Annotated in this window: 13 protein-coding genes; 8 read left to right on the top strand and 5 right to left on the bottom strand. The window is 67.9% G+C overall.

Going from position 1 to position 14,266, the window contains the following annotated elements:
- Positions 1-16 precede the first annotated feature (16 nt).
- Positions 17-1,036, top strand: coding sequence for a presenilin family intramembrane aspartyl protease PSH (locus BLU18_RS03450; protein WP_092631507.1), 1,020 nt, complete (start codon positions 17-19; stop codon positions 1,034-1,036).
- Here the strand turns inward: BLU18_RS03450 and BLU18_RS03445 are convergent.
- A complete protein-coding gene (locus BLU18_RS03445) occupies positions 1,033-1,500 on the bottom strand; it encodes a PUA domain-containing protein (protein WP_092631504.1) in 468 nt (155 codons plus the stop codon). The genes BLU18_RS03450 and BLU18_RS03445 overlap by 4 nt on opposite strands.
- Positions 1,501-1,590: 90 nt before the next feature.
- Between BLU18_RS03445 and BLU18_RS03440 the strand changes: the two genes are divergently transcribed.
- The 3 genes from BLU18_RS03440 to BLU18_RS03430 are packed head-to-tail and all read left to right on the top strand — an operon-like array spanning position 1,591 to position 5,070.
- Entirely contained in the window at positions 1,591-2,433 is an 843-nt protein-coding gene (locus tag BLU18_RS03440; RefSeq protein WP_092631501.1) for an MBL fold metallo-hydrolase, read from the top strand.
- Between the two features lie 44 nt (positions 2,434-2,477).
- On the top strand, positions 2,478-4,106 hold the full coding sequence (locus tag BLU18_RS03435; RefSeq protein ID WP_092631498.1) for a hypothetical protein: 1,629 nt from the start codon (positions 2,478-2,480) through the stop codon (positions 4,104-4,106).
- Positions 4,107-4,155: 49 nt separating this feature from the next.
- Complete coding sequence (locus tag BLU18_RS03430) at positions 4,156-5,070, top strand: phosphoribosyltransferase HisG-related protein (protein ID WP_092631495.1); 915 nt, start codon at positions 4,156-4,158, stop codon at positions 5,068-5,070.
- Here BLU18_RS03430 and BLU18_RS03425 read toward each other — a convergent pair.
- Positions 5,067-6,053 (bottom strand): transcription initiation factor IIB, encoded by a 987-nt coding sequence (locus tag BLU18_RS03425; RefSeq protein ID WP_092631492.1) that lies wholly within the window; start codon positions 6,051-6,053, stop codon positions 5,067-5,069. The two genes, BLU18_RS03430 and BLU18_RS03425, sit on opposite strands and share 4 nt — an antisense overlap.
- 186 nt (positions 6,054-6,239) lie before the next feature.
- Here BLU18_RS03425 and BLU18_RS03420 point away from each other — a divergent pair, with 186 nt between their 5' ends.
- Positions 6,240-7,061: a TrmB family transcriptional regulator gene (locus tag BLU18_RS03420; protein WP_218124050.1), complete on the top strand. Its 822-nt coding sequence runs from the start codon at positions 6,240-6,242 to the stop codon at positions 7,059-7,061.
- A 44-nt stretch (positions 7,062-7,105) separates the two neighbouring features.
- Here BLU18_RS03420 and panB read toward each other — a convergent pair whose 3' ends face one another.
- A complete protein-coding gene (panB, locus tag BLU18_RS03415; RefSeq protein WP_092631489.1) occupies positions 7,106-7,873 on the bottom strand; it encodes a 3-methyl-2-oxobutanoate hydroxymethyltransferase in 768 nt (255 codons plus the stop codon).
- 31 nt (positions 7,874-7,904) lie between these two features.
- Positions 7,905-8,813, bottom strand: coding sequence for a ketopantoate reductase family protein (locus tag BLU18_RS03410; protein ID WP_092631486.1), 909 nt, complete (start codon positions 8,811-8,813; stop codon positions 7,905-7,907).
- Between the two features lie 204 nt (positions 8,814-9,017).
- On the opposite strand from BLU18_RS03410, the gene BLU18_RS03405 reads away from it, so the two are divergent.
- Positions 9,018-9,302: a HalOD1 output domain-containing protein gene (locus BLU18_RS03405; RefSeq protein ID WP_092631483.1), complete on the top strand. Its 285-nt coding sequence runs from the start codon at positions 9,018-9,020 to the stop codon at positions 9,300-9,302.
- A 40-nt stretch (positions 9,303-9,342) separates the two neighbouring features.
- Here the strand turns inward: BLU18_RS03405 and BLU18_RS03400 are convergent, their stop codons facing one another.
- Entirely contained in the window at positions 9,343-9,960 is a 618-nt protein-coding gene (locus BLU18_RS03400) for a TetR/AcrR family transcriptional regulator (protein WP_176791169.1), read from the bottom strand.
- Between the two features lie 138 nt (positions 9,961-10,098).
- On the opposite strand from BLU18_RS03400, the gene BLU18_RS03395 reads away from it, so the two are divergent.
- Together BLU18_RS03395 and BLU18_RS03390 are read left to right on the top strand one after the other, a co-directional pair.
- Positions 10,099-11,730, top strand: coding sequence for a COG1361 S-layer family protein (locus BLU18_RS03395; protein ID WP_245697867.1), 1,632 nt, complete (start codon positions 10,099-10,101; stop codon positions 11,728-11,730).
- Positions 11,731-11,736: 6 nt separating this feature from the next.
- Complete coding sequence (locus tag BLU18_RS03390) at positions 11,737-14,250, top strand: efflux RND transporter permease subunit (RefSeq protein WP_394327317.1); 2,514 nt, start codon at positions 11,737-11,739, stop codon at positions 14,248-14,250.
- The last annotated feature ends 16 nt before the right edge of the window (positions 14,251-14,266 follow it).

Below are 14,266 nucleotides of genomic sequence, written 5' to 3'. Positions count from 1 at the left end.
CGCGCAACCGACAGCCATGAACGCGCGCGAGATTCGCGGCGTCGCCGTCGCCGCGGCGCTCTTCTTGTTCGTCCAGCTCGGCGCACTCATGCTGGTCGAACCGTTCGAGACGGCGGGCTACCAGGCCGTCGAGAATCCCTCCGACCCGACGAACAGCCTCGTCTACATCGCCGCCATCCTCGTCGCCACGGCGCTGATGCTCGCGGCCTTCAAGTACGCCTTCGAGTGGGCCGTCAAGGGCGTCGTCGTCTGCTCCAGCGCCCTCGTCTCGTGGTACGTCTTCGCCGTCGTCACCCCGCCGCTGGTCACCCTCGGCTCGCTCAACGTCCTCGCCGTCGCGCTCTCGGTGGGCGTTGCCGTCGCCCTCCTCGTCTACCCCGAGTGGTACGTCATCGACGCCGCGGGCGTCGTCATGGGTGCCGGCGCGGGCGCGCTCTTCGGCATCAGTTTCGGCCTGCTGCCCGCTATCCTCCTCCTCTCCGTGCTCGCCGTCTACGACGCCATCAGCGTCTACGGCACCGAACACATGCTCAGCCTCGCCGAGGGCGTGATGGACCTCCACGTCCCCGTCATTCTCGTGATTCCGCTCTCGCTGTCGTACTCCCTGCTCGACGACGATTTCTCGGGGGCGAGCGACGTTCACGACGACGACGGCGATGCGGACGACGACGCGGCAGTTGAGGGCGACGAGACGACGGCGGACGACCACACAGACGAGGGCGAATCCGACCGCGACGCCTTCTTCATCGGCCTCGGCGACGCCGTGATGCCCACCGTCATGATAGCCAGCGGCGCCTTCTTCTCCCCTGCGCCGTCGCTCGGGGTCACGTTCCTGCCCGCGCTCAACCTGCCCGCTCTGCTCGCCATGGTCGGAACTTTCCTCGGCCTCGGCGTCCTCCTCTGGGCGGTCATGAAGGGCCGGGCTCACGCTGGCCTCCCCCTCCTGAACGGCGGCGCCATCGGCGGCTACCTCCTCGGTTCCGTCCTCGCGGGCGTACCCCTACTCCGTGCGCTCGGACTCGCGCCGTACCTCTAGTCGTCGGCGCCGGCCCGCACTTTCACCGCCATCCCCGTGTCGAAGTCGTGCATGGCATCGGCGGCGAGTTCCGCCCGTCCGACGGCGAGGACGTCGCCCGTCTCGTGGACGACGGCCACCTCGTCGCGCGGGCGCACGTCGTCGTCGACTCGCTGGACGAACTTCGCGAAGACGTTCTTCCCCTCGCGGACGAAGGGTTCGCTCTCGGACCCGACGACGACGCGCCCGGCGGGGGCGTCGAGGGCGTCGACGAGACGGCGCCCACCCTCGAGTCCGAGCGTGAATCGGCCGTCGGTGCCGTAAGAGACGATGCGACCCGCGTCGGCCCGGACCTGTCGCGGCCGCCCGCCCGTCGAGTGCGTGACGGTGAGGTCGTCGCTGGGGGGAAAGAGCGCCGCGCCGGCGCCCGCGCCGAACTGGTAGTCGGCGATGGTTCGAAGCCGAGCGAGTTCGTCCTGCGTCATTGGCCTCCCTCGCGCGTCCACCGGCAAAAGCCTTCCCAGCCAGTCTCGCCCACCACAACGCTTAGACGGCGACCGGACCGAAAGAGGCCCATGGCACACGAACTCGGTGAGAGCGATTGGGGCGACTGGCTCCCGACGGCTATCGCCGACGCCGACCCGGACGGCGTCGCGGTCTGGTATCTCGGCTGCAACGGCTTCGTCCTCAAGGGGAGCGACGGGACGACGCTCTTTATCGACCCGTACTGTGGCCTCGGCGACCCGCCGCGGACGGTGCGGATGATTCCCGTCCCCTTCGACCCCGAGGACGTCGAGGATGCGGACGCGATTCTCGCCACCCACGAGCACTCCGACCACGTCCACGGACCGACGCAGGCGCCCATCCTCGCCGGCACGGGCGCGAACTACTACGCCCCCGACGCCAGCATGGCCGTCGTCGAACGCGTCGACTGGACCGACGACTGGGGCGTCGTCGCCGACCAGTTGGTTACCGTCTCCGAGGACGAGACGTTCGAGGTGGGCGAGTTCACGATTCACGTCGTCCCCGTGAACGACCCCGACGCCGACCACCCCGTCGGCTACGTCATCGAACACGAGGCGGGGACGGTGTTCCACGGCGGCGACACTCGACACGCGGACTCCTTCACCGACATCGCCGACCGGTTCGACATCGACCTCGGCGTCCTCGCGTTCGGGTCGGCGGGGCGACTCCTCGACAAGCAAACTCGCGAGCCGAAACGGACGCAGTGGTACGCCGACGAGAACGGCGTGATTCGGGCGGCGAACGACCTCGAACTCGACCGCCTCCTCCCGAGTCACTGGGACGTGTGGAAGGGGCTGACCGCGGACCCGACGGTCCTGCACAACCACGCGCGGAGCTTCGAGTACCCCCAAGAACTCGAAGTCGTGGAGATTGGCGACCGGGTCGACCTGTAGCGACCGCCGGTTGTTTTATACTACTACTGGCAGCAGTATGGCGCATGGCGAAGGACCCAGCCCCCGACGCCTCGGTATCCGTCACGACGGACGAGGTGCGCGTGGGGAAGACGTTCGAGGCCGAGCGATTTCCGGTCCCGGCCATCGCCTTCGACATCGAGTCGGTGGCCGACGAGCCAGTTCGCATCCGTCTCGTCGACGACATTCCGGAGTCGTTCGCGATGGAGGGCGTCGGCTTCCATCCCGACTACGAGGGGGACAACTGGACGGCGTACCGTGACAACCGCGTCGCCTACGAACGGACGCTGGACCCGGGCGAGGAAGTGCTCACGGTGTACGGCATCCGCATCGACGACTCTGACGAGGCCGCCGACTTCCTCGACGAACCGACGGTCGAACTCATCGAACACGGCGAGGCCGCGAACACGGGCGACGTACTGGGGCGCGAGACGACACAGGTCGTCCGCGACGCCCTCTCCGGCGAGTCGGACGACGAACTCGCCGGCCTCGGCCCCGACGCCGCGGCCGACGAGTCGGCGCCCGAACCTCGCGAACTCGACGACGACTCGGAAGCCATCCTCGGGGACCGGGACGAGTCGGTGACCGCCGTCGACACGTCGGCGGAGACAGCCGAGGAGTCCGACGCGGAGACGGATGAGGACGAGGACATGGAGACTGACGAGGCAACAGACGAGGACATGGAGACTGACGAGGCAACAGACGAGGACGCGGAGACTGACGAGGCAACAGACGAGGACGCGGAGACTGACGAGGCAACAGACGAGGACATGGAGACTGACGAGGCAACAGACGAGGACGCGGAGACTGACGAGGCAACAGACGAGGACATGGAGACTGGCGCGAGTGAGGACACGGAGACGGACGAAGGCGAGGACGAGGAGGCTGACGAGAGTGGTGAGACGGACGAGGACGAGGAAACGGACGAATCCGAGGACGAACCGGAATCCGTCTCTTCCTCGGCGGCCGCCAAGCGGTTCGACCCGCGGGACTGGGACCAGCGACACGAGACGACACACGCCACGGCGGACGAGACAGATGCGACGGCGAGCGAAGCGGACGAGGGTGACGCCGAGCCTACGGCTTCCCCGACTGCCACGCCGGGGTCCGTCGCCGCCGCCCTCGCGGCCGAGATTCGCGCGGGGACCGTCGACGACGACGATTTGGCCGTCATCGACGAGGCACTCGCGAGCGAGGTGCCGACCAGTATCGACGTGCGCGTGAGCCGACTCCAGTCACAGACCGAGGACTTGCTCGCCTACCGCGACGCCCTCGCCGACTTCCTCGACGAGAACGGTACCGCGGAGGAGGTACTGGGCGACGTGAGCGAGGGCCTCGCCGACCTCTCCGAACAGGTCGACGGCCTCGAAGCGTCGCTCGCCGACGCCGACGCGGAGCGGGCCGACCTCAACGCCGAGGTGGCGTCGGTCGCCGAGACGGTCGAGGACGTGTCAGCCACCGTCGAGGACGTGGCCGGCCGCGTCGACACGCTCGAATCCGACCTCGCGGCCGTCGAGACGACGACGGAGTCGCTGTCCGACCGCCTCGACGCCGTCGAGAGTCTGGAGGACGACATCGAGGCCATCCACGACGAACTCGAGGAGTTACAGTCGTTCCGCGAGCAACTGAACAGCGCCTTCGGCCCCGGGGAGTAGGCTCGCCGAAAGCGCAATCGGTAAAGCCCGCGGCCGCCTCGTGCCAGTAATGACCGAGACGGTCCGCGTCGCCGTCCCGCGCAAGGGACGCCCGCTGGAGGCGGTGCTCGAACGGATTGCGACCGTGGCCGACGCCGACGCTCTCGCCGACGACGTTTCTTCCACGCTTCGCTACGAGAAGGCAGTCACCAAGGGGAACGCGACCGCCGACCGGGACGTCTACGCCCGGCTGGCGGCCTACAGCGACCTCACCGATCCCGAGAAGCCGGAGTACACGCTCGTTCGCGACGACCGTGAGGGGAAGCCACGGCGGGTCGTCTTCGACAGCGTGACCGTCACCGTCGGCAGCGACGGACCGGGCGACGAGGTGCGGGTGGAGCTGATCGGGCGCGAGGAACCGTTCCGCGCCCTCCGCACCCACGAGTTCGGCCTCGGCTTCGACAGCGCCGACCTCGTGTTGGAGGAGGTGGTGACCCTCGGCGAGGCGGGCGTCGAATCCATTGCCGACGTGAACGCCCGCATCGACCCGCGAGATACCGACGTTCGCGTCGTGCGAGGGCTCGGTGACACGGTGTATCACACTCTGCTCGCGACGCCTGACGTGCTTCCAGCGGGCGCCGACCTTGACCGCGAGTTCGTCACCGACTACGAGGGGCCGCTCTGTATCTCGCCGCGCTACGAGCGCCTCGTCGAGGCCGTCCTCGGCACCGACGCCATCGAGGGTGTCGAATTCGTCTACCCAGACCCCGCAATCGAGGAGGAGGCCGCCATCGCGGAGTCGGGACTGGGCGTCTATCTCACGATGACCGGGTCGACCGCCCGGGACCACGGACTCGTCGTCGGTGAAGACCTCTTCCCGAGCGAAACGGTCCTTATGGAGAATCTCGCCGAGGCGGGCCCGGCGGCGGAGACGTTGAAGAAGGCGCTGGCGGACGTGGACTTGGAGACGGCGCTTCAGCCCTAGAGGGCGCGCGCTGCGTCGGGGTCCGTCCCTGCTTCGAGGAGTTCGGTGTAACGGTTGCGAACCGTCACTTCCGAGACGTCGCTCACGGAGCAGACTTCCTTCTGGGTTATCTTCTCGCCTTCCAGAATCGAGGCAGCGTAGAGCGCCGCGGCCGCGAGGCCGACGGGGCTTTTGCCGCTGTGGACGCCGCGCTCCATCCCCTCTTCGAGGAGCGAGCGCGCGCGACCGACGGTGTCTTCGTCTAACTCGAGGTCAGAGGCGAAGCGCGGGAGGTACTCCAGCGGGTTGGCCGGTTCGATGGCCAGTTCGAGTTCGCGGACGATATATCGGTAGGCTCGGGAGAACTCCTTGCGCTCGACCCGGCTGACGGGTTCGAACTCGTCGAGGCTGCGCGGGATCGACGCCTGTCGCGCGGCGGCGTAGAGCGACGCCGTCGCCATCGCTTCGATGGAGCGCCCGCGCAGGAGGTCATCCTCCAGCGCCCGGCGGTAGACGACACTCGCCGTCTCCCGAACGCTCTCGGGCAGGCCGAGCGCGGATGCCATCCGGTCGATTTCGCCGAGCGCCTGCTTCAGGTTGCGCTCCTGGGCGTTCTTCGAGCGGAACCGCTCGTCCCACGTCCGGAGCCGTTGGAGCTTCCGTCGCTTGTTGCCGTCGAGCGTGCGGCCCTTGGCGTCTCGGTCCTGCCAGTCGATGACCGACGACAGTCCGTCGTCGTGGAGGAGCTTCGTCGTCGGCGCTCCGACTCGACTCTTCTCCGCGCGCTCGTTGGAGTCGAAGGCGCGCCACTCGGGGCCGTGGTCGATTTCGTCTTCCTCGACCACGAGGCCACACGACTCACACACCGTCTCGCCGTGCGAGTCGTCGACGACGAGCGACGCTTCGCACTCTGGACAGACTCGTTCGCCAGCCTCCCCCCGCTTTTCGGTCGTCTCGTGCTGTTCCCCGCCGGCCTCTCGGAGGGTTTCGGACTCCTGGGTCATGATTGTCAGTTGCGGCGCGTGGCCGCGCGTCTCGTCTCATCCACCGATAGGATTGGTAGTATCTTAATAGTTTCCACTATGTTTTGATTCCAATCGAAACAGCGAGTGTGGTGGATGTTCATGCCACACGCCTTTCGACCCGACTCTTTTTGGTGGTGTCAGCCTTACGCGAGAGAGAGAGTCGTCGTGACGAACAACACCACGCCGGACGCCGGGACCGACGCCCTCGTCGAGGACGTCGTCAGCACGCTTCGAACGTTCGAACTCACCGAGTACGAGGCGAAGTGTTTCGTGGCGCTGACGCGGCTTCGCGAGGGCACGGCCAAAGAAGTGAGCGATGTCGCGGACGTCCCGCGCGCGCGCATCTACGACAGTATGGATGCCCTCCAGGACCGCGGCCTCGTGAGCGTCCAGGAGTCGAAACCCCGTCGCTTCCGGGCCGTCTCGCCCCACGAAGCCGTCGACTTGCTCGAACGCGAGTGCCGGAGTCGACTCGACCGACTCGGAACGGCGCTCCCCCGTCTCGGGTCCCCGAACCGGTCGACCGGCGCGGGCGAAGTCTGGACGATGGAGGGCGAGGCCGCCGTCGCCGAACGCCTCGCGACCCTCCTCGCCGACGCCGAGACGGAGGCGCTGTTCGCCGTCGCGACCGACACGCTCCTGAGCGACGACCTCCTCGACGCGCTGTCGGCGGCGACCGACCGCGGCGTCGACGTGGTGGTCGGTTCACCGAGCGACGCCATCCGCGACCAGATTCGCGAGGCCGACTCCGGGGCCGATGTGGTCGAGACGTGGACGTGGTGGGAGTCTCACCCCATCGACCCCGGTGCCGTCACCAGCGTCCTCATGGTCGACGGCGACGCGTTGCTCGTCAGCGCCGACGCCGCGACCGACCTGCCCGGCGTCCGCAAACACCGCGCGGTCTGGACAGACAGCGCGGAAGCGCCCGTCGTCGGCCTGATGCGCCCGCTCCTCACGAGCGCTATTCGCGACGCCAGTCGCGACTGAATTCCGTCGTTCTATCGCCCAGTCTGTGATTCCGTCAGTAACGACTACGGGAACGACCCGTCCTCGACGGCGTCGCGATACGCCGCCACCGCCTCCTCCATCTCCTCGCGCACGTCGCCGAACGACTCCGCGAAGGGTGGGACAGACTCCGAGAGGCCGAGTACGTCCGTCACGACGAGCACTTGGCCGTCCGTCTCGCCGCCAGCGCCGATGCCGATGACCGGGATGTCGAGCGCGTCGGTTATCGATGCCGCCAGTTCGTCGGGGACGTGTTCGAGGACGAGCGAGAACGCCCCGGCGGCCTCGTGTTTCGCGGCGAGGTCACGGATTTCGGCGGCCGCGTCGTCGGTGGTTCCCTGCTGTGTGTAGCCACCAACCTGATTGACTCGCTGGGGCGTCAGTCCGAGGTGTGCCATCACGGGAATTCCAAGCTCGACCAGTCGCTCGGTCAACTCGACGGTGTGGGTGCCGGATTCGAGTTTGACGGCGTTGGCGCCCGCCTCCTTGATCAGTCGCCCGGCGTTCTCGATGCTCTCGGCCTCGCTTGCCCCGTAACTCAGGAAGGGCATGTCGGCGACGACGAGGGCGTCGTCGACGGCCCGCGCGACGGCGCCGGTGTGGCTGGCCACTTGGTCCAGCGTGACGGGGACGGTGGTGTCGTAGCCGAGCATCGCGTTCCCCACGCTGTCGCCGACGAGCACCACGTCGATGCCCGCCTCGTCGACGATGGCCGCCGTCGGCGCGTCGTACGCCGTCAGCATCGTCAGCGGTTCGTCCCGCGCCCCCCGCTGTATCTCCCGGACCGTTGGCATGGTCACCGACTCGCCCGCCGGGAAATTAACGCTACTCCCTGCGACCCGCATCCGCCTCCCAGCCCCGAATCAGACTGGTGAGCACTCGATTGACCGGCACCGACTCGCCGCGGTCGGCCGCCCGGTCGACGACGAACCCGTTGATGGCGTCTATCTCGGTCCGCCGGCCACGCGCCACGTCGCGATGCATCGACGACTGGTTTCGCGCCGTCTCGCTCGCCACCGTCTCGACGGCCGTCGTCGCCGTCGCCGCCGAGAGGTCGACACCGTCGGCGCGCGCCACCGCCGCCGTCTCGCGGGCGGCCGCCGTCGCCACCGCCGCGAGCGGTCCTTCGCCCGCGACAGCCCCGTTCTCGACGCGCGCGAGCGCTGTCACCGGGTTGATGGCGGCGTTGACCGCCAGTTTCTCCCAGAGCCGACGCCGGATATCGCTCGTCACGTCGGTCGGGAAGTCGGCGGCGCGGAAGGCCGCAGCGACGCGCTCGACGGGGGCCGTGTCGCCCTCGGGACGCCACGGGCCGAGCGTGACGGTTCCGCGACCGAGCCACTCCACGTGTCCCGGGTCGGCCAGTCGCGCCCCGCAGGTCACCGTCCCCGCGACGACGGGCGCGTCCACGTGCGCGGCGAGGACGTCCTCGTTGCCCATCCCGTTCTGGAGGGAGCAGACGGCGCCGTACTCGCCGGTCGCGAGCGTCCGCGCCGCCGCCTCGGTGTCGTAGGCCTTCACGGTCACGAGGGCGAGGTCGGCGTTCGTCCCTGTCCCGTCCGTCGTCGCCGCTGGCTGGGTTTCGAACGTCTCGACGCCGGTGACGCGGAGCCCCGACCGCTGGACCGCCGAGACGTGCGGGTCGCGTCCCACGAGCGTCACGTCGTGAGCGCGCGCGAGGCGGCCGCCGACGAGACTGCCGAGACTCCCCGCGCCGAAGACGACGACTCTCATGTCGGCCGCGCCCGAGAACTGGCCCGCCAGACGCGCGAGGTGGGACCCACCGCGCCGCCCTCGGTGATTGGTTCGTGTGACCCGACGTGCATCGTCGCCCCGTTTCCGCGCGTGACGACAAATGCGTGCTGGTCGGGCAGTACGTGCTATCACTGTAGATAATTAGGCCATCACTTTTATGAGAGACGGTGCGAAGTTCCAAATATGGCTGCAACGGGTGAGAACGAACCGGTGACGACGGTTCCCCACCGGGTCGAAATCGATTGGGACCGTCGGGAACCGATTAGCTTCGCGATTCAGACGGCACTCAGTGAAATCGAAAACTGCTCGCCCGTCGAATTGGCTCCGCTCACCGAGTACGTCGACCCCGACGCACTCGAAGCCTTCTTCAGCGGCTCCGACGAGGAGATTGCGGCGCGGTCGCTCTCGTTCGCGTACGAGGAGTACACCGTCCACGTCGACGGCGCCGGCTACGTCCGAGTCGACTGACGGGGCTCCTAACTGGTCTGCCGAGAATTCTTCCGAACGCTCAATCGTCCGTCCCGTCGAGTAGTCGCGTCTCGACGTAGGTGTTCAGCTCCGCACACACCGCCTCGCTGTCGACCGTGCCGTCGGTCGTCGCTCGGCGCATCGTCTCGCCGGCGAGCACCGTCAGCAGGAACGACGCGACGCTCTCAGCGTCGACCGGCCGGTAGACGCCCTCGTCGACGCCGCGTTCGATGAGCGTCGCGAGGTCACGCCGGAAGCGGCGGTCGTTGGCGCTGAAATAGGAGCGAAACGTCTCGTTGTGCGGGGCCTGCCCCCGGAGTTCGGCCATCACCTTCGTGAGCGACGCGCGTGCTTCGCTCGGGTCCGGCGCCAGGACGAACGACAGGAGCGTCTGGAGGCAGTCGTCGGCGTCGTCGGTGGCCGGTTCGGGTATCTGTGACTCGAAGTGGTCGAGCAGGTATTCGAGGAGTGCGACCAACACCTCGTCTTTGCCGTCGTAATGCTGATAGATGAGCGACTTGCTCTTCGGGAACTCGTCACCGATGCGCTGGACGGTGAGGTCCTCGTACCCGTGTTCGATGAGGGCGGCGTAGGTGGCACGCAGTATCGCCGTCCGCGTCTCGTCGGTGTCGGTCCCGAAGGGGGCGTCGAAGGGCACGGTGACTGAACGTTCATTCACAAGTTATATACTTCGTTCCGTTGACCGTCGGGACACACCCGCCGGGAGTCGCGCCGCCAGGGTCCCCCACTCGCGTTCTGCGGCGACCACACGGTCGGTTCTCGGCCCGACCCCACTATGTCAGCCACTCATCGCTCGCTCCTCCTCGTTACGCTCGTCGTCGTCGCTGCCCTCGCTGCCACCGGTCTCGCGGCCGGGCAGTCCTCCTCCGGCACCGTCATCGGACGCCCGGACATCGACGTGTACGCCTCGACGACCGAAGTCGAACCGGGTACGGAAACCGACTTACAGCTCGTCGTCTCCAACGACGGCCAGCTGCGTCGCGGCGGCCCCGCGGAGTACGAGACCCGGGTCGTTACCGCCCGCGGCGTCTCTCTTGACGTGGCCAGCGGCGACACGCCCTTCGAAATCAACACCGGTCGCGTGGCCGTCGGCGACGTTCCCCGCGGCACGACCACCGCAGACCCCATCTCCATCACCGTCCCGGAGGACGTCTCTCCCGGGCGCTACCGAATCCCCGTCACCGTCTCCTACACCCACTCCGTCAGTGTCGAGTACAGTTCGGTCGGGTCACCAAAGTACAACGACATCAGTCGCGAGGTGACTCGGTACGTCACCGTCCGAGTGCGTGACCAAGCACAGTTCGACGTGGTCGACACCTCATCGGCGGCCCAAATCGGCGACACTGGCAACGTGTCCGTGACCCTCCAGAACGACGGGACGCGGCCCGCCCGCGACGCGAGCATCGTCCTCTCGTCGTCGACGGACGAACTCACGTTCGGGAGTGGGTCGACGAGTTCGACGGGCTACGTCGGGCGCTGGGAACCCGGCACGAACGCGACGCTCGACTACACCGTCACCTTCGCCGACGACGCGGCGGAGCGAAACTACAGTCTCACGGCGACGGTGGAGTACGAGGACACCGACGGTATCGCGCGCAGCGCCGAACCCCTCGCGGTCGGCGTCCGTCCCGACCCCGAACAGACCTTCGCCCTCCGTGACACCGACTCGACGCTCCGAGTCGGGACGGAGGGGCAGTTCTCCGGCACCGTCGTCAATCGCGGCCCCGACGCCGTCAGCGACCCCGTGGTCGTGTTCCAGTCGTCGAACCCCAACGTCAACGTCGAGTCCAGCGAGTACGCTCTCGACGCCCTCGGCCCCGGCGAGGCGAGCGAGTTCGACTTCGACGTGGCCGTCAGCGACGGGGCGAGCGCCACCACCCAACAGTTCAACGTCTCCGTCCGGTACCGGAACGAGCGCGGCGACACGCGCCGGAGCGACGCGCTTTCCGAGCGCGTGACAATCGCTCCCCAGCGCGACCGCTTCAGCGTCGAGGCGGTCAATCGCACCGTCGTCGCCGGGCAGACGACGACGCTCGAACTCCGCGTGACGAATCAGGGCGACGACCCCCTCAGCGACGTGGAGGCCAAGGCGTTCGTCCAGTCGCCGCTGAGTAGCGACGACGACGAGGGCCTCGTCTCCTCGCTCGCCCCCGGCGAATCCGCGACGTTCGTCATCGGCCTGAGCACGAGTGGGTCCGCACTCGAGAAATCCTACCCCGTCTCCGTCGACTTCCAGTACGAACTCCCGGACGGCGACACGGAGGTGTCGAAGACCTACCGCGTCCCCATCACGGTCGACCGACCGGAGAGCGGCGGCCCGCCCGTCGTCCCCATCGCCATCGGCGTCCTCGTCCTCGTCGGACTCGGCCTGCTCGTCTGGTATCGCCGGAGCGACGGAGGCGACTGACGACCCGTGTCGCTGCTCCCGCATCTCGACGTCCAGCGGGTCATCGACACGCTGGACGCGTGGATAGTCGACCGGCCCGGACAGGTCATCCTCTGTTTCCTGCTCGTCTCGGGGCTGTTCGTCGCCGGCCTCGGCGCCGGCGGCACCGACTCCGGGACCGACCAGTTCACGCAGGACGTGCCCGCCGAACAGGCGCTCCAAGAGGTCAACGACAACTTCGAGCGGATTACCTTCGGCGACGATAGCGGCACGACGCAGTTGATTCAGTCGGGGACGAACGTCCTCTCGAAGCCAGAACTGCTGCGGATGCTCCGGGCCCAAAATCGTCTGTCCGAGGACGACGACCTGCAGGTGACGCGCACGTCGAGCGTCGCCCGCGCCGTCGCCCAGACACTCGACCCCTCGGCCGACACCATCGACGACGAGATTCGGGCGGTCGAACGCGCGACGCCCGGCGAAATCGACCGCGCCGTCCGCACGACCGTCTCGAGCGAGCCCGGGCTTCGCGCCCTCCTCAGCGAGGACTACAACGCCCGGTCCGCGTCCGCGTCGGCCACCATCGGGACGGTGTCGCACCGACTCCCCGGCGGTGCGAGCGAGGGACCGGGAACGAGTGGGTCCAGCCCGCTCACGTCGATTCAGCTGCAGGCCCAGTACATCGTCCAGTCGGTCGGCGGCGACATCACCGTCTTCGGGAGCGGCATCACGTCCGAAGAGCTCGGTAACGTCATCAACGACTCGCTCCAGTTGGTGATTCCGGCCGCCGTCGCGCTCATCCTGCTCTTTCTCATCGTCGCCTATCGCGACCCGATCGACCTGTTGCTCGGCCTCGTCGCCCTCGCGATGACGATGCTCTGGACGTTCGGCTTCATGGGGCTCGCCGGCATCGCGTTCTCGCAGTTGCTCGTCGCCATCCCGCCGCTCTTGCTCGCGGTGGGTATCGACTTCGGCATCCACGCCATCAACCGCTACCGCGAGGAACACGTCGGCGACGTGGGCGTTCGCGACGCGATGCGGGTCACGACCGACCAGCTGTTGATTGCCTTCTTCATCGTCACCGGGACGACCGTACTCGGGTTCGCCGCCAACCTGAGCAGCGGCCTCAGTTCCATCCGCGAACTCGGTATCGTCGCGGCGGTGGGTATCGTCTTCACCGCGCTCGTGTTCGGCGTCTTCCTCCCCGCGACGAAGGTGTACGCCGACTGCTGGCGCGAGCGCCTCGGCCTCCCGTCCTTCGGGTCGGCGGCGCTCGGCGACGAGCGCTCGCTCCTCGGACGCGTGTTACCCGTCGGCGTCCACATCGCCCGCAACGCGCCGCGCGCGTTCCTCGTCCTCGTCATCATCTCCACGGCGTTCATGGGGCAGTACGGCGCGGGCGTCGACAGCCGGTTCACGCAGGACGACTTCCTCCCCCCGGAGGAGCCCCCGGCGTATCTGGAGTACGTCCCCGAGCCCTTCCGCCCCGGCGACTACACCGTCACCGAGACGACGAACTTCCTCGAACGCAACTTCCAGACGGGTGAGGAAGACACGACGACGGTGTACGTCGAGGGGCCGTTACACAAGGACTACGCGCTGGAGGCGTTGTGGCGGGCGGGCGAGAGTCCACCGGGGAGTTTCGTCGACGACGACGGTCACGCCCGCGAGACGAGCATCGTGACCGTCATCCGGTCGTACGCGGAGCGTGACCCCGAGTTCGCCGCCTTGGTCGCGCGCAACGACCGCAACGACAACGGCATCCCGGACGACAACCTGCGGACCGTCTACGCCGCGCTCTTGGACTCGCCGGCGCGTGACCGCGCGCTGAACTACATCACCGACGACTACTCCAGCGCGCGCATCGAGTACGCCGTCGAGGCCGACGCCTCCCAAGAGGCAGTCACGGAGGACACCCGCGAGGTGGCCGACCGAGTGCGGTTCGAAGCCACCGCCACCGGCGGCGTCATCGTCCTCAAAGCCGTCTCGGACGTCATCGGCGAGTCGGCCTTCCGGAGCCTCGTCATCGCCCTCGTCGCCGCGGCGGCCTTCCTCGTCGTCGTCTACGGCCTCTTGGAGGGGCGCCCGTCGCTCGGCCTCGTGAACGTCCTCCCCATCGCCGTCACCGTCGCGGCGCTCGCGTCGACGATGCGCTTTCTCGACATCCCGTTCAACGTCCTGACCGGGACCAGTCTCTCCATCGCCATCGGCCTCGGCATCGACTACTCGGCGCACCTCCTGCATCGCTTCGTCGAGGAGTACGACGAGTCGACGGACGTCGACGCCGCGTTGCTGTCGACGGTCCGCGGGACAGGCGGCGCCCTCACCGGCAGCATGCTGACCACCGTCTCCGGGTTGGGCGTGCTCTGGCTGGCGATTTCGCCCATCCTCGGCCAGTTCGGCCTGCTCATCGCCTTGAGCGTGCTCTACTCGTATCTCGCCTCGATTCTGGTCCTCCCGACGACACTCGTCCTCTGGGACCGCTACGTCTCCGCGGGCGCGGGGCGAGCCCTCGCCGGCGAGTGGGTCGAGTATCAGCCCTGAGAACCTGTCGCCCGAA

Origin of the sequence: Haloplanus vescus, from assembly GCF_900107665.1 — an archaeon.
Lineage (GTDB): Archaea > Halobacteriota > Halobacteria > Halobacteriales > Haloferacaceae > Haloplanus > Haloplanus vescus.
This window is presented reverse-complemented; position numbering and strand designations above follow the sequence as displayed.